Below are 18,332 nucleotides of genomic sequence, written 5' to 3'. Positions count from 1 at the left end.
GCCGCAGTCCTGACGTCGCGGATCACATGTGGAACCGGACGCCGACCATGGCCGTCACGTCGTTGTAGCCCCTGCCCAGATCGGCCCCGATGCTGGCCTGCAGGTCGATATTGCGCATCTGCAACGTCGATCGCAGGTCGATCCGCCCGGTATTGGCCGCCGCCTGTGCACCCGAAGTGGTGAAGCGGTAGTTCGTCGCCCCGTCGAAAGCCGCGGTAATCGAACGATCCGGATCGAAGTCGTGGACCCAGGCCGCGCGCAGCGTGGTGACCAGCGCCTTGCCCGGCGACAGATCGACGCGGTTCGCCACGTTCGTGCCCAGCAGGCTGCGTACGCGCGTCCAGTCCTTCGCGAAGAAGGCCAGGCCCAAGGTGGCGTTGTCCTGATCCTCGCCATGGCTTTCGACGAAGTTCGGCAGCGACAGGCGGGTGGCCTCGATGGCGGCGAACGGCTGGAACACCACATTGCCATTGCCGAACTGGCGGGCAACCTGGGCACGGCCGGACCATGCGTGCATCTTGAAGCTGCCCCGCGCCTGCACGTTTCCGTCGGCATAGAGCCACATGTCGCGCAAGTAGTCGGTGTTGGCCACGCTGTAGAGCAGGTCCGCGCTGAGCGTCCAGGCACCGGGGTGGAAGCCGCCATAGGCGCCCACGGTGTAGACCTTCGCCTTGCCCGAGGTGCTTGCCCCCGGAACCGAGAAGCTCTGCGGATCGAAGCCGAAGCTGGCACCGATCACGCTGCGCGCGTCCGGACGATAGTCCCAGCCGCCCTGCACGACATAGCCGTCGGTGCGCGTATCATGCGCCCCATCGGTCCCGTCGAGCCGCTGGCGGCCGCCCTGTGCCGACATCCACAAGTTGCCCAGCGGTTCCTTGCGCCAGGGCGCGGCGAAAGTGCCCACGCGGCTGACGATCTGGTTGTCGATCACATCGTGGTTGTTGCCTACTGCGGTCAAAGCCGCGCTTTGCGCCGCAACCACGCCTTCGCCGGTCAGACTGTCGTAGACCGTGCCCAGCGCGCCCACCGTCGGGATCGAGATGATCGCGGCGGCCGTCGGCGCGAAGGCGTCGGTCGGGGTCTGCTGGATCTGGTCGAGCACGCCGCCGATCATCGACTGGCGGGCGCTGAGCCCGGCCGGTGCGAATTCGATCGTGTAACGGATCGCCTGCTGCGTGGCCGAGGGGTAGTCGAGCGCGAAGCTTGCCACCGCCGAATTCGGCGCGACCAGCGTGACCGAATCCTGCCCGGTGATGCCGCCGGCCGCTTCCAGGATCACCGCCTCGTTCGCCCCGGTCCGGGCATAGCCCAGATTGAGGAGATTGGTGGTGACCTTGCCCGCCAGCACTGCCGCACCGGATACGACGACCCGGTCCGCAGTGTTCGACTTCATATCAAGGTCGAGGTTGTATTCGCTCTGCGCCGTCAGGGTCAGGCCGCCGCTCACCGCCAGTTGCGACACGACGCCGCCACCGCCCGGATTGAGGATGCCCGAGTTCACGAACGAGCCCGAACCCACGTTGACCAGCGAACCGGCCAGGAAGATCCCGCCATTGACGTTGGTGAAGCTGCCGACGCCGTCACCCAGGTCGATCGAGCCGACGATGGTGCCGGAGTTGACGATCGTGTTGTTGCCGCCCTCCGCATAGATGACCAGGCCTTCCTGCCCGTCCATGGTCTGCAGGTTGCCGGAGGTGGTCACCGTGTTGTCCGCGCCGCCCAGCAGCGAGACGGCATGGCCGCCCAGACCGCCGACGACGTTGACCGCGCCGATGTTCAGCGCGATTGCGCTGCCGCCAAGCCCGCCGGTGCTCTGTGCGACGAGCGCGCTGGAGCCCGCGCCGGTGGTCACCACATCGGCGTTCACGGTAAGGTTCACCGCATTGCCGATGCCGGAGCTGCCGAGCACGCCGGTGCCCGAACCCACGGCCGCGCCGCCGCCGCCAACCGACTGGACAACAACGCCGTTGGCATTGGCGCCGCTGGTGCGGATCGCCGCGCCCACGGTAACGTCCACCACGCCGGCATCGACGCCGTTGGTGATCGCCGCCGTTTGGGCGATGGAGGCCATGCGCGCCGCACGCAGGGTGCTGACCGCACCGGCATCCACCACGTCCAGCGTCTGGACCGTGCCGTCCGCGCCGACCACGGTGGCCGCGCCGCCGCCGCCGCCGATCGACTGCACCAGGAGGGCCGTCGATCCCGCGCCGGTGGTGGTGATCGTCTTGTTGATCGCCACCGAAACGTCGCCGCCGCTGCCGGTCGCGCCGTTCGATGCACCCAGGGTCAGCGGGCCGTCCGCATTGGCACCCACGGCGCTGACGTAACCGCCGCCGCCGCCGATGCTCTGCACGACGACACCCGCCGCGCCCGCGCCGGTGGTCTGGACACGGCCATCGAGGGTAAAGTCGATAGTGCCGCCCGAACCGCTGGCCGCGCCGCCAAGGTCCACGTTCGTGACCGTGCCGGTACCGCCGGTATTGTCGAGGGTCGCCAGACCGCCGCCACCGCCGATCGATTGCACGAGCACCGCATTGGCACCGGTGCCGCTGGTGACGACATCCGCCTTCTGGTCGAGCACGATGTTGCCGCCGTCACCGCCCGCACCGCCGGTCGCACCGGCCGCAAGGGTGATGTCGCCCAGCGCGCCACCTTCCATCGAGGACAGAGTGGCGACACCGCCGCCGCCGCCGATCGACTGCACGACGAGGGCCGAGCCGAGATTGCCCGAAGTGCCGATGGCGCCCGTGGAGCTGGTGAAGGTAATGTCCCCACCGTTGCCCGCCGTCGTCTGCGCACCGCCGACGGTGAGCGAAGCCCCCGCCAGCGATCCGTCGGCAAGGCCGAGCGCCATGGTGCCGACACCGCCGCCGCCGCCGACCGACTGGGCGAGCAGGCCAAGGGCCCCGTCGCCTTCGGTAACGATCGTCGCGCTATTGGCGATGGTCACTGCCGCGCCCGAACCGGCCGAGTCTCCGCTGCCGCCGACAATGGTGGACCAGCCGGCATCGCCGCTGCCGAACACCACGTCCCCGGTAACGCCCTCGGTACCGCCGCCGCCGCCGATGGACTGCGCCGCGAAGCCGATGGCGCCTGCGCCCTTGGTCTGGACTTCGTTGGCGTTGGTCACATCGATGACGTTGCCGTCACCCGCGACGCCGCCGGTGCTGCCCAGTTGCAGGGTCAGGCCGTTCGAGCCGACTTCAAGCGGATCGGGCACGGAGAGCGCGACGTTGCCGCCGCCCGCGCCGATGGCCTGGGCCAGCAGGCCGTAGGAAAGCGCGCCCGCCGTCTGAAGCACACCGCCCGAGAGGTTGACGACGACCTTGCCCTGCTTGCCGCTGATCCCTTCGCCCTGCGCGCCCAGCGTCAGGTTCACGCCGTCGAAGGCGCCCGCCTGCGCGGCGATGGCGTAGGCCGACTGGCCGCCGCCGCCCGCGATGGACTGCGCGAGGACCGCGATGGAATCGTCCTTGAGGGTGACGATGCTGCCGGTGGAAGTGACGGTAACGTCTCCGCCATCGCCGCCCGCACCGCCGGTGCCGCCCACTTGCGTGTTCAGCGAGCCGCCGGTGACCGCCAGCGAGCCGGTGAAGCCGCCCGCACCGCCGCCGCCGCCGATCGACTGCGCCAGGATGCCGACCGAGGCCGCGCCTTCCACAAGGATCGTGCCGCTGTTGGTAACGGTGATGTCACCGCCATTGCCGCCCGCGCCGCCGCTGCCGCCGAGTGCGGAGGTCATGCCGCCAAGCCCGGTGCTGAGCGTGCCGGAAACGACCATTCCCGCCGTGCCGCCGCCGCCGCCGATGGACTGCGCGAAGACGCCGTAGGACAGATCGCCCTTGGCATCGATCACGCCGCTGTTGCTGACCGTGATCGTGCCGCCGTCGCCGCCTGCGCCGCCCGAACCGCCAAGGCTCGTCGTCGTGGAGCTGCCGGTGCTGAGCGAGCCGGAGATGGACATGCCGCCAAGGCCGCCACCGCCGCCGACCGACTGCGCGAAGACGCCGATCGAGTTGGCTTCCAGCGTCTGGATCACGCCGCTGTTGGTCACCGCGATGTCGCCGCCATTGCCGCCGCCGGCACCTGCGCCGCCGATGCTCTGGCTGATCGCGCCGCCTGCGCCGACGGAAAGCCCGCCCGCGAAGCCGCCCGAACCGCCGCCGCCGCCGACCGACTGGCCGAACACCGCGACCGAACCCGCACCTTGTGCCAGCACGTTGCCGGCATTGGTCAGCGTGATTGCGCCGCCATTGCCGCCACCGCCGCCGGAACCAGCGCCGAGGGTCGAATTGACCGCACCGCCGGTGGCAATGGTCCCATCGACCGCGAAGCCGCCGGAACCGCCACCGCCGCCGATGGACTGCGCGAAGACGCCGTAAGACAGATCGCCATCGACCACGATGGTCGCGCCCGCGGCATTGGTGACGCTGATCGCGCCGCCGTTACCGCCGGCTCCGCCCGAACCGCCAAGCGTGTTGGAGATGCTGGAAACCGCACCGTTCGCCGCCAGCGAGAAGCCGCCAAGGCCGCCGCCGCCACCCACGGACTGGGCGAAAACGCCCGCCGCATTGGCACCGGCCGCATGGATCTGGCCGCTGTTGCTGACGGTAATATCGCCGCCCTGGCTGGCATCGCCACCGGCCCCGCCGATGGTCGACCCGAAGGCACCCTGGCCCGATCCGGTCAGACCGCCTGCGAAGCCGCCGGCACCGCCGCCGCCACCGATGGACTGGGCGAAGACCGCAACGGCCCCGGCACCCAGCGTTTCAATGGTGCCGCTGTTGGTCAGCGTGATCGCACCGCCAAGACCGCCGCCACCGCCGGCACCGCCGCCGATGGTCGACTGCGCATCGCCGGTAAGCGCCACGGTGGCGCCGGCCGCAAAGCCGCCGTTACCGCCGCCGCCGCCGATCGACTGCGCCTGAATGCCATAGGCGAAGGCGCCCTCGGTGTAGACCGCGCCGCTGGTGTTTACGGTGATGTCACCGCCGATACCGCCCGCGCCGCCGCTGCCGCCGATCGTGTCGGACGCGGCATCCATCTGCGAAGCCGCACCGCCGACGGCAAAGCCGCCGACGCCGCCGCCGCCGCCGACCGACTGGGCAAGGATCGCCACCGCCTGATCGCCCGCCGTCGCCACGAGGCCGCTGTTGCTAACGGTGATATTGCCGCCTGCGCCGCCGTCGCCGCCGGCTCCACCGACCGACGAACTGGCCGAAGCGCCCTCGGCCGAGAAACCACCGCCCGCCGCGAAGGCACCGGCACCGCCGCCGCCGCCGATCGACTGCGCGAAGATCGCGATCGAGGCGTCGCCCAGCGTGACGACTTGCCCCGCATTGTCGATGGCGATCGTGCCGCCAAGGCCGCCGGCTCCGCCGATGCCGCCGCCGACGCCGTTCTCCACGTCGTCACCCAGCGCCAGCGCGCCGCCGGCCGCGAAGCCGCCCGCACCGCCGCCGCCGCCGACCGACTGCGCGAAGACGCCGTAGGAGATCGCGCCATCGGTCTCGATCTTGCCGCCGGCCGCGTTGCTGACGGTGATGTCACCGCCGTCACCCGCCGTGCCGCCGTCTCCGCCGACCGCCTGCGAAACCGCGCCGGCCTTGGACGCCGCGCCGCCGGTCGAGAAGCCGGCGACTCCGCCGCCGCCGCCCACCGACTGGGCGAAGAGTGCCGTGGCATTGCTGCCCTGCGTCAGGATCGAACCGCCGTTCTCCAGCGTGATCGTGCCGCCCGAACCGCCTGCGCCGCCCGAACCGCCGATCGTGTTGGAGGTCGCGCCGCCTTCGGCCGAGAGACCGCCGCCGGCTGCAAAGCCGCCCGCACCGCCGCCACCGCCGATGGACTGCGCGAAGACCGCAATCGCGCCCTCGCCCGCCGTCTGGATCGCGCCGAGGCTGCTCAGCGTGACATTGCCGCCGATACCGCCGCCGCTGCCCGAACCGCCGCCGACGCTGGAGTCCACGTCGCCTTCAAGGCTGAGCGCGCCGCCAGCCGCAAAGGCGCCCGAACCGCCGCCGCCGCCGACCGACTGTGCGAAGACCGCGTAGGAGAAGTCGCCCAGTGTGGTGATCGAACCGCCCGCGCCGTTGCCGATGGAGACTTCGCCGCCGTCACCGCCGGCTCCGCCGCTGCCGCCCACCGCGTTCGAGGCGCTGTCCGCCTTCGAGGCGCTGGCGCCGACCGAGAAGCCGCCGGCACCGCCGCCGCCGCCCACGGACTGGGCATAGACCGCCGTGGCATTGGCGCCTTCGGTGCGGATCGAGCCGGTGTTGACCAGCGACACCACGCCGCCGGCACCGCCCGCGCCGCCGACGCCGCCAACCGAGTTGGAAGCCGCGCCGCCTTCGATCGTGAGGCCGCCGCCCGCCGCGAAGCCGCCGGCGCCGCCGCCGCCGCCCACAGACTGGGCGAAGACCGCGATCGAGCCGTCTCCGGCCGTGCCGATCTTGCCGGCATTGCTCAGCGAAACCACGCCGCCGATGCCGCCGCCGGCACCGTCGCCCGCGCCGACCGACGAATTCGCATCGCCCTCAAGGCTCAGCGCCGCGCCGGCCGAGAAGCCGCCCTGACCGCCGCCGCCGCCGACCGATTGTGCAAAGACCGCATAGGACAGCGTGCCCAGCGTGATAACGGCACCGTTCGCGCCATTGGCCACGGAGACTTCGCCGCCGTCACCGCCCGCGCCGCCGCTGCCGCCGACCACGGTCGAGGCGCTGTCCGCCTTCGATGCGGAGGCGCCCACGGCAAAGCCGCCCTTGCCGCCGCCGCCGCCGACCGACTGCGCGAAGATCGCGGTCGCATTGGCGCCTTCGGTCTGGACCAGGCCATCGGTCGTGATCGAAACCACGCCGCCGGCACCGCCCGCGCCGCCCGAACCGCCAACGCCGTCCGAAGCCGAGCCGCCCTGTGCGGTCAGGCCCGCGCCCACCGCGAAGCCGCCGGCACCGCCGCCGCCGCCCACCGACTGGGCGAAGACTGCCACGGAGCCTGCGCCCTTGGTCGCGATCGTGCCGGTGTTGTCGAGGCTGACGAGGCCGCCTGCGCCGCCGCCGCCACCGCTGCCGCCGCCCACACCGGACTCGGCATCGCCTTCGAGGCTGAGGCCCGCGCCGGCTGCAAAGCCGCCCGAACCGCCGCCACCGCCGACCGACTGCGCATAGACCGCGTAGGACAAGTCACCATCGGTCGTGATCGTGCCGCCATTGTTGGCGATCGTGACGTCGCCGCCCGCACCTGCCGCGCCGCCGCTTCCGCCGACGAGGTTGGAGGCCGCATCGGCGCTGGCCGCTGCCGCACCGGCGGAGAACCCGCCCGCGCCGCCGCCGCCGCCCACCGACTGGGCCAGGATCGCGGTCGCATTGGCGCCCAGCGTCTGGATCGTGCCGCTGCTGGTAACCGAAACGAGGCCGCCGTCACCGCCGCCCGCGCCTTGTCCGCCCACGGCATTGCTGGCCGCGCCGCCCTTGACGCTGAGGCCGCCCGAAACGGCAAAGCCGCCCGAACCGCCGCCGCCGCCGATGGACTGTGCGAGTACCGCCAGCGAGCCGTCGCCGCGTGTGCCGATGTCGCCCGCGTTGTCGATGGACACTACGCCGGCCGAACCGCCCGCGCCGCCCGAACCCGCGCCCACAGTGGAGCTGGCATCGCCTTCGAGGGCAAGGCCCGCACCGACCGAGAAGCCGCCCGAACCGCCGCCGCCGCCGATCGATTGCGCCTGCACCGCGATGGACATCGCGCCTTCGGTGACGATCGTGGCGTTCGCCGAGTTGACCAGCGTAACGTCGCCCGCCGAACCCGCCGTGCCGCCGTCTCCGCCGATGGAGCTGTTCGCCGCGCCGCCCTTGGCCAGCGCGCCGCTGACCGCGAAGGCGCCGTTGCCGCCGCCGCCGCCGATCGACTGCATCAGCACCGCCGTCGCGTTGGCGCCCTGCGTCAGGATCGTGCCGTCGTTGTAGAGCGAGACCGTGCCGGCCGAACCGCCGCTGCCCGCGCCGCCGCCGATGGCATTGGAAAGCGTGCTGTCGCTGCCGCCCGCAAGGCCCGCGCCCACCGCGAAGCCGCCGGAGCCGCCACCGCCGCCGATCGACTGCGCGAAGACCGCCACGGCGCCGTCGCCGCTGGTCTGGATCAGGCTGTAGTTGTTGACGCCGACATTGCCGCCGTCACCCGCCGCGCCGCCAGCTCCGCCGCCGACCGAGGAGGTTGCCCCTTCGGACAGCGAGAGCGCGCCGCCCGTGGCGAAACCGCCCGAACCGCCGCCGCCGCCGATCGACTGGGCAAGAATGGCGTAGCCGAAGTTGCCGGTGGTCACGACCGTGCCGGTCGAGCCATTGGCCACTTCCACGGTGCCGCCGTCACCGCCCGCGCCGCCGCTGCCGCCCACCGCGTCGCTAGCCGATGCCGCCTTGGAAGCGGACGCGCCCAGCGAGAAGCCAGCCGAACCGCCGCCGCCGCCGATGGACTGCGCAACGATCGCCATCGAACGATCGCCCAGCACCTGGATATTGCCGGTGGTCACCACCTTCACTGCGCCGGCATCGCCGCCGACGCCGCCCGAACCGCCAAGGCTGTTGGCCACGGATTCCGAGGTGGAGGAGATCGAGAGCGAGCCGGAGAAGCCGCCCACGCCGCCGCCGCCGCCGATCGACTGCGCCACGACGCCGTTCGACGCCGCGCCGAAGGTGTAGATGTCGCCAGTGTTCTGCACGGTAACCGTGCCGGCGTTCTGGCCCGAACCACCCGCGCCGCCCGTGGCGCTGGAGGCCGCCTTTTCGCCCAGCGCCAAGGTGCCGGCCACGGCAAAGCCGCCCGAACCGCCGCCGCCGCCGATGGACTGCGCCAATACGCCGTCCGACAGGGCGCCGTGCGTCTGGATCAGCGCGCTGGTGGAGACGAGGACATTGCCGCCCACGCCGCCGTCGCCGCCCGAACCGCCGGTGACGGCGCTGGCGCCCTCACCGTCCGATGCTGCCGCCAGGCCGAGCGAGAAGCCGCCCACGCCGCCGCCGCCGCCGATCGACTGGGCGACCACCGCCGCCGAGCCGTTGCCCAGCGTGCCGAGCGCGCCGCTGAGCGTCAGGTCCACATTGCCCGCGTCGGAACCGATGCCGCCCGCACCGCCGACCGAGCTGACCGCCGCGCCGCCGCCCAGCGCCGCCGCCAGACTGCCCGAGAAGCCGCCCGCGCCGCCGCCGCCGCCGATCGACTGGGCCAGCACCGCATTGGTGGCATCGCCCGAAGTCAGGATCTGGCCGGCCGAAACGACCGTGACATTGCCCGCCGCATTGCCCGCGCCGCCCGCGCCGCCAACGCTGTCGGAAGCGCCCGAGCCCTTGGCGGCAATCGCGCCGGAGACCGAGAAGCCGCCGGTGCCGCCACCGCCGCCGATCGATTGCGCGACGATGCCGCGGCTGTGATCGCCATCGACCTTGATGTTGCCGATCGAGGTCACGCTCACATCATCGGCCGAACCGGACGATCCGCCCGCGCCGCCGGTGGAACTGGAAACCGCATCCGCGCCCGAAAGCGCAAGGCCCGCGGAGACCGAGAAGCCGCCGTTACCGCCGCCGCCGCCGATCGATTGGGCGACGATGCCGGTGGAATTGGCCCCGTGGGTGAAGATGTCGCCGGTATTGGCTACGTCCACGGTGCCGGCATTGCCGGCCGATCCGCCCGCGCCGCCGCCGATGGTGGAGTTCGCCTCACCCTCAACGCTCAGCGCGCCGCCGACCGAGAAGCCGCCCGAACCGCCGCCGCCGCCGATCGATTGCGCCAGGATCGCGCCCGATTGCGCGCCGAACGTCTCGATCCCGCCGGTGTGAGTGACCGAAACGTCGCCCGCATCGCCTGCCGAGCCGCCGTCGCCGCCGGTCGATTCCGCCGTGGCGCCGCCGCTGCTGGACAGCGCCGCGCCCACGGCGAAGCCGCCCGCGCCGCCGCCACCGCCGATCGACTGCGCCAGCAGCGCCACCGATGCCGCGCCCTTGGTGACGACATTGCCGTCCACCGCAACGCTGACGTTACCCGCATTGCCCGAGGAGCCACCGGCGCCGCCGCCGGTCGCCGATTCCGCATCGCCTTCGATCGAGGCACCGGCGCCGACGGCAAAGCCGCCCGAACCGCCGCCACCGCCGATCGACTGCGCAACAACGCCGCGCGCCTGCGCACCGTCGGTCTGGATATCGCCATCGACAGAAACGCTGACCGAACCGGCATCGCCCGAGGAACCGCCCGCGCCGCCGGTCGAATCCGAAGCCGCACCGCCCGAGGAGGAGAGCGCTGCAGAGACCGAGAAGCCGCCCACACCGCCACCGCCGCCGATCGACTGGGCCAGCACGCCATTGGCTGCTGCACCCGAAGTGATCACCGTGCCAGTCTGGTCCACCGTAACGTCCGAAGCCGAACCGGCCGCGCCGCCCGCGCCGCCGCCGACGCTGGACTTGGCATCCGAATCCATCGACGCACCAAGGCCCACGGCAAAGCCGCCGACACCGCCGCCGCCGCCGACAGACTGGGCAAAGATGCCGTTGGCCGATGCACCCGTGGTCTGGATATCGCCGTCATGGCTGACGGAAACCGTGCCGGCGCTGCCGCCCGCGCCGGCCGAACCGCCGACGCTGGTGCTGGTCGCCCCGCCTTCGAGGCTAAAGCCCGCGCCGACCGAGAAGCCGCCCGAACCGCCGCCGCCGCCGACCGACTGCGCGAAGATGCCGTTCGAATTGGTGCCGCTGGTGACGATCGTGCCCACGTCGGACACGAACACGTCCCCGCCGTCGCCGGCCGTGCCGCCTTCGCCGCCGCCAACGCTCGATTCCGCGTCGCCCTTCATGGATGCGCCAAGGCCCACGGCGAAGCCGCCGTTGCCGCCGCCGCCGCCCACTGATTGGGCCAGGATGCCGTTCGCATTGGCGCCGCTGGTGCCGATGTCGCCCGTGCGGTCCACGGTGACGGTACCGGCATTGCCGCCGCCGCCGCCGGAGCCGCCCACGCTGTCGCTGGTCGCCGCGCCATCGAGGCTGAGGCCCGCGCCGACCGAGAAGCCACCGTTGCCGCCGCCGCCGCCGACCGACTGGGCGAAGACGCCGTTGGCTTGGTCGCCCAGCGTGACGATCGTGCCGGTTCCGGTCACGGTCACATCGCCGGCGTCCGAGCCAGTGCCCGCGCCGCCACCGCCGACCTTGGAATCCGCGTCGCCCTTGATCGAAACGCCAAGGCCCACGGCGAAGCCGCCGTTACCGCCGCCGCCGCCGATGGACTGGGCCAAGATGCCGTTGGATCCGGTACCCTTGGTCTGGATGTCGCTGTCGGCATGGACGGTGACGTTGCCCGCCGTCGCACCGCCCGCACCGGCACCGCCGACGCTGGTGGAGGACGAGCCGCCCTCGCTGGAGAAGCCCGCGCCGACCGAGAAGCCGCCATTGCCGCCGCCGCCGCCCACCGACTGGGCGAAGATGCCCGCTGCCGCTGCGCCTTCGGTCCAAATCGTGCCTTCGGTGGTGACCGAAACGTCGCCCGCCGTGCCGCCCAGCGAACCGTCGCCGCCGCCAACATTCGATTCCGCATCACCCTTCAGCGATACGTCGAGGCCCACGGCGAAGCCGCCCGAGCCGCCGCCGCCGCCGACAGATTGCGCGAAGACGCCGTTGGAACCGTCACCCTTGGTGGTGATGCCTTCGCGCGCCACGACCGTGACGTTGCCGGCGTTGCCGCCCGAACCGCCGCCGCCGCCAACGCTGTCGCTGGTGGAATCGCCTTCCGCGCTGAAGCCCGCGCTGACCGAGAAGCCGCCGGTGCCGCCGCCGCCGCCGACCGACTGCGCCAGCACGCCGTTGGACGCGGCGCCTTCGGTGTAGATCGCGCCGGTGGTGTCTACGCTGACATCGTCCGAATTGCCCGCCGCGCCGCCTTCGCCGCCGCCGACGCTCGATTCCGCGTCGCCCTTGATCGAAACGCCCGCGCCGACGGAGAAGCCGCCGTTACCGCCGCCGCCGCCGACAGACTGTGCGAAGATGCCGTTGGCGATATTGCCGGTGGTCTGGATCTTGCCGACGTTGACGACATCGACGGTCGACGCATTGCCGCCCGCGCCGCCGCTGCCGCCCACCTGGTTGGAGGACGCATCGCCCTCGCCCGAGAATGCGCCGCCGACCGAGAAGCCGCCGGAACCGCCGCCGCCGCCGATCGACTGCGCGAGGATGCCGTTGGAACCCGTTCCCGATGTGACGACGGAATAGTCCGCGATGCCTGCATTGGCACCCGCCGTGGCCGAGACGCTGACCGTGCCGGCATCGTTGCCGGTGCCGCCATTGCCGCCGACGCTCTGCGTATCGGAATCGCCCTTGGCCGAGAGGCTGGCGCTGATCGAGAAGCCGCCATTGCCGCCGCCGCCGCCGACCGACTGCGCGAAGATGCCATTCGCGATTTCGCCGGTGGTCTGCACGGTGCCGAGGCTGGTCACATCGACATTGCCGGCAAGGCCGCCGCTGCCGCCAGTGCCGCCGCTGCTGCTGCCGATGGACTGGCCCTCTACCGTGGCCGACGCGGTCAGGCTGAAGCCGCCGTTACCGCCGCCGCCGCCGATGGACTGGGCCTGGATGCCCGCCGCAAGGTTGCCCGAAGTGTAGACGTTGCCGGTCGAGCCGAGGGTGACGTTGCCGGCCGTATTGCCGGTGCCCCCCGAACCGCCGATGCCCACGGCCACGGCATTGCCGACCGAGAGAGAGAGCGCGCCGGCGAAGCCGCCATTGCCGCCGCCGCCGCCCACGGACTGCGCGAAGAGCCCGACCGAGCTGGCGCCGCTCGTCGAAATATCGCCGGTGCTGATCAGCGAGACGTCGCCCGCCTCGCCGCCCGAACCACCTTGGCCGCCCACGGCGACCGAGGCCGAAATGCCGTCGCTGCTGGCCGTCAACGTGCCGGAAACGGCAAAACCGCCGTTACCGCCGCCGCCGCCGATCGACTGCGCCAGAATGCCGTCCGCCTGATCGCCCAGCGTGGTGATGTTGCCTGCGGAGACGACCGAAACCGCCTCACCCTTGCCGCCGGAGCCGCCCTTGCCGCCCAGCGCCAGTGCTGCAGAGGCGTACTGCGCGCCCGCAACCGCGACGGAGAAGCCGCCGTTGCCGCCGCCCCCGCCCACCGACTGGGCGAAGATGCCGTTGGACAGCGTGCCTTCGGTATAGATGTCGCCGGTGTTGGCAAGGGTGACGGTGCCCGCGTCGTTGCCGGTGCCGCCGGTGCCGCCGAACGACAGGGCCGCCGCGCCGTACTGCGCGCCCGCGACGCTGGCGGAGAAACCGCCATTGCCGCCGCCGCCGCCGATCGACTGCGCGACAAGGCCGCTCGACTGGTCGCCCTGCGTGGCGATCTGGCCGGTGGAAGTGAGCGTTACGTCGCCCGCCGTGCCGCCCGCGCCGCCATTACCGCCGAAGCCGATGGCAACCGCGCCGTACTGGCCGCCCGCCGCGCTGACGCTCCAGCCGCCATTGCCGCCGCCGCCGCCGATGGACTGGACTTGCGCGCCCGCGCTGAAGTCGCCCTTGGTGACGATGTCGCCGGTATTGGTCAGGTCCGCGTCGCCCGCCGCACCGCCGGTGCCGCCCTTGCCGCCAAAGCCGATCGCCGCCGCACCGTACTGCGCGCCCGCCGCGCTGACCGAGAAGCCGCCGTTACCGCCGCCGCCGCCCACCGACTGCGCGAAGAGGCCCTGCGAATAGTTGCCCTCGGTCCAGATATCGCCGGTGGAAATGAGCGTGACGTCACCCGCCGCGCCGCCCGTGCCGCCGTCACCGCCGAAGGAGAGGGCAACGGCGCCGAACTGGGCGCCCGATGCAGAGATCGCGAAGCCGCCGTTACCGCCGCCGCCGCCAATCGACTGCGCGCGCACGCCGGCCGAGAAGTCGCCCGAAGTCGTCAGGTCGCCATCGGAATCGACCGAAACGTCGCCCGCCGAACCGCCTACGCCACCGGTGCCGCCCATCGAGAGGCTGACCGCACCGAACTGGCCGCCCGCCGCCGAAATCGCAAAACCGCCGTTGCCGCCGCCGCCACCCAGCGACTGCGCGAAGATCGCATCGGCATTGTTGCCGAGCGTCTGGATGTCTCCGGTGCTGTCGATGCTGACATCGCCCGAAGAGCCGCCGTCGCCGCCCTTGCCGCCGAACGAGGCGGAGATGCCGCCGCCCTGGCCGCCCGATGCCGCGATGGCGCCGCCGCCATTGCCGCCGCCGCCGCCGACTGACTGCGCAAAGAGGCCCTGCGAGCTGTCACCCTCGGTCAGAATATTGCCGGTGCTGACCAGCGTGACCTTGCCGGCCGTGCCGCCATTGCCCGCGCCGCCGCCGAACGCCAGCGAGGCGCCGCCGGCCCAGCCGCCGCTGGCCGAAATCGCCAGACCGCCATTGCCGCCGCCGCCGCCGACCGATTGCGCCAGAATGCCGGCCGCCGCCGCGCCCTGCGTCCAGATGCCACCGTCCGAAGTGACCGAAACGTCGTCGCCATCGCCGCCATTGGCGCCCGCGCCGCCCATCGACAGGCCCGCCGCGGCAATGCCGCCGCCGGAAATCGCCGCCGAGAAGCCGCCGTTACCGCCGCCGCCGCCGACCGACTGGGCCAGGATGCCGTTGGACAGGTCGCCCACCGTGGTGATCGTGCCGGTGCTGGAAACGGTGACCTTGGCGCCCTTGCCGCCGTTCGCGCCGCTGCCGCCGAAGGCCGCCGACATCGCGCCGATGCCGCCAGCCGAGCCGGAGACAGCGAAGCCGCCATTGCCGCCGCCGCCGCCAACCGACTGCGCGAAGATACCGTTGGCGCTGACGCCCTCGGTCGAAAGGTCGCCCGTGGAGGAGACGGTTACGTCGTCGCCCGCACCGCCGTTGCCGCCGCCGCCGCCGAAGGTCAGGCTGGCCGCGCCCGCCGCCCCGCCGGCAAGGCCCACGGCGAATCCGCCGTTACCGCCGCCGCCGCCGACGCTTTCGGCAAAGATCGCGTCCGACTGATCGCCCTTGGTCAAGATATTGCCGACCGAGACCACCTTGACGGTCGAACCATCCGAACCCGCGCCGCCAACGCCGCCGAAAGTGGAGCTGATCGCGCCGACGCCCAGCGCCGCGCTGCCCGAAAAGCCACCGTTGCCGCCGCCGCCGCCGACCGACTGCGCGAAAATGCCGCGCGACTGCACGCCCTCGGTCGAGATGGTGGTCGCGCTCTCAACGTCGACCAGACCGCCCGCGCCGCCGGAGCCGCCGGTGCCGCCATAGCTCATCGCCAGCGACGTGCCGAGCGAGGCACTGGCCGCCAGCGAGAAGCCACCGTTGCCGCCGCCGCCGCCCACCGAACTGGCGAAGATGCCGTCCGAAAGGTCACCCTTGGTGGCGATGGTGCCCTGCAGGCCCACGCGCACTGTGCCGCCCGAACCGCCCGAGCCGCCGCTGCCGCCGAACGCAATGGAGGCGCTGCCGCCAATGCCCACCGAGGCCGAAAGCGCGAAGCCGCCGTTACCGCCGCCGCCGCCCACCGATTGCGCGAAGAGGCCGGTCGACCGGTCGCCGAAGGTCTCGATATAGGCCGCACCCATGCTGGAGCTGGCCGTGGTGCAGGCGCTGTTGGTGTTGACGCAGATGTCGCCGCCGGCACCGCCGCCGCCGCCCGAACCGCCGAAGCCGGCCGAAATGAACGCGCCGGCCGCCACGGCCGATCCGCCATTGCCGCCGCCGCCGCCGACCGACTGCAGGAAGATCGCGGTCGCATCGTCGCCCGATGTGGAAACGAGGCCGGTCTGGTTGAGGACGACCTTGCCGCCCACGCCGCCGTTGCCGCCGTCACCGCCGATGGCGAGCTGACCGCTGCTGGACCCCCCGTTGCCGCCGCCGCCGCCGATGGACTGGGCGATGATGCCCAGCGCGCCGTCACCCTTGGTGGTGATCATGCCGCTGTTGGATACGGTGACAATGCCGCCGTTGCCGCCGCCGCCGCCGGAACCGCCGATGGAGATCAGGCCGGTGGAGCTGCCGCCGTCGCCGCCGCCGCCGCCCACCGACTGCGCCTGAATGCCGATGGACCGGCTGCCAGAGGTCGAGATCGAGCCGCCGTTGCTCACGGTGACGTTGCCGCCGGGGCTGGTGCCGGACCCGCTGCCGCCGATGGCAGCAAGGCCGGTGGAATTGCCGCCCGAGCCGCCGCCGCCGCCCACCGATTGCGCGAAGATGCCGCGCGCATAATCGCCGGTGGTCTTCAGAGCGCCGTCATTGTCGATGATCACGGTGCCACCAAGGCCGCCGCTCGCGCCCGAACCGCCAAGGCCGACCAGACCGACCGAGCCGGAGCCCGAACCGCCGCCGCCGCCCACGGACTGCGCGAAGATCGCATCGGCCCATGCGCCCGAAGTGGTGATCGAGCCGCCGGACGTCTGCGTCACCTGCACCAGGCCGCCATTGCCGCCGCCCGCGCCCGATCCGCCGAGCGAGACGAGACCCCCGGTACCGGCCGCCGAACCGCCGCCCCCGCCGATCGACTGCGCGAAGATGCCCTTGCCCGAATAGCCGGTGGTCACCATCGTCGCGCCGGAGGACACCAGCACGGTATTGCCGTTGCCGCCGCCCGCGCCGGTGCCGCCCAGGGCCGCGAGGCCGCCGCTGACGCCGGCATTGCCGCCGCCGCCGCCGATCGACTGGGCCAGGATGCCGTAGGAGCCAATGCCCGCCGTCGAAACGAAAGCGCCTTCGTCGATGCTGACGTTGACGGTGCCGGCGTCGCTGCCCTGGCTACCCGAACTGCCCAGCGCCACCGCGCCGATCGTCGTGCCGCCATTGCCACCGCCGCCGCCCACGGACTGCGCGAAGAAGGCGTGGGCGTAGTCGCCGGTGGTCTTGGTGGAGGAATCTGAATCGGCGGTGATCGTGGCATTGCCGCCGGGGCCGCCCGCGCCGCCCGAGCTGGAGTCGGCGAAAACGCCGCCGCTGGTGCCGCCGCTGCCGCCGGAACCGCCGATCGACTGTGCCAGCACGCCATGCGCGCCATCGCCCGAGGTCTGGACGACACCGTCCTGATTGACCAGGACATCGCCGCCCTTGCCGCCGAAGCTGCCGCCGCCGCTGGAAGCGACGAGGCCGAAGCTGTCACCGCCACTGCCGGCCGAACCGCCAAGGCTCTGCGCCAGGATACCGATCGAACCGGCACCGCTGGTCGCCACGCTGCCGTTGTTGGTTACCGCTGCATTGCCGCCCACGCCCGGCGAGCCACCGCCCGAACCGCCGCTGGAAAGCCAGCCGTCGCCGCCGGCGCCGCCCTTGCCTGCCGAACTGCTCACCAGAATGCCGTAAGCATTGGTGCCGGTCGTGACGACGCTGGCATTGCTGACGAGATTGACGTTGCCGCCCACGCCGGCCCTGCCGCCGGTGCCGCCGTCGGACCCGAGATAGCCGTCGCCGCCGTTACCGCCGTTGCCGCCGATGCTCTGGACGATAACCGCCGCCAGCCCGCTGGACTGCGAGCTGATCGATCCGTTGATGGTGTCGGTGATGTTCGGGCCGTTGGAGCCCGAACCGCCGTCTCCGGCGGAAACGAACAGCAGGCCGATATGCCCGTTGCCACCGCTGCGGCCGCGCTGGACGTTGCGATAGACACTGTCGCCGGGATTGCTTGGCAGCGCGATCGTGTCGGCACCGGTGGCGTTGGTCGCCGGGGCGATCGAGGTGACCGCGGCATTGTCGCTGATCTTGTCGTTGGCCGAGTTCGAGAGCTTGACCGAGGTCACCGTCCCGTCCCCGTCCTTGGTCACTTCGGTAACGGTATACGTGGTACCCGAAACGTCGAAGGTCTGGCCCACTTCGTCCGCCAGCAGGATGACGTTGTCGGCGTCCGTCTTCACTTGCGCCGGGGAGAGCACTTCCGTGACGGTCTCGAACGCGCCGGTCAGCGGGTTCTTGATCTGCGCGCCGACTTGCGGCGTGACGATGGGAGCCGGCGTCGGGGTGGGGGTAGGTGTCGGCGTCGGCGTGGGGGTGGGCGCCGCGGACGCGGCCACCGGCACCGTGCCACCCAGAACCATCAATGCCGCCAAAGTGGCGGCGGATGCAGTCATGCGAAGCTTTCGCGCCCCACCTGTCCCGGCGACGCGGATTGCGCCCCCGTTTTCGGTACCGGCGCGGCTGGTCGCCTCGCCTTCGGTGGAACGGCCGGCGAAAGTTTCGAAGATGTTCAAGGTAAGCCCCCCCGGCTCTGGACCGGTAATCCGCTCCGCCCGCCCTCCCCGGGGCAGGTTGTCGCTGCTGTAAGGCAGGCGCCGCACAGCAGGAATCCGGAACAACACATAAAAATTCAGGAAAATT

1 protein-coding gene is annotated in these 18,332 nt (G+C 71.9%); it reads right to left on the bottom strand.

Going from position 1 to position 18,332, the window contains the following annotated elements; genetic code table 11:
- Nucleotides 1–22 precede the first annotated feature (22 nt).
- The gene (locus tag ACZ1JV_RS03890) at nt 23–18,205 is read right to left on the bottom strand and encodes a hypothetical protein (protein ID WP_465149671.1); all 18,183 of its coding nucleotides are present in this window, start codon (nt 18,203–18,205) and stop codon (nt 23–25) included.
- Nucleotides 18,206–18,332 lie beyond the last annotated feature (127 nt).

Source organism: Novosphingobium sp. BL-S-19 (genome assembly GCF_055521675.1).
This window is presented reverse-complemented; position numbering and strand designations above follow the sequence as displayed.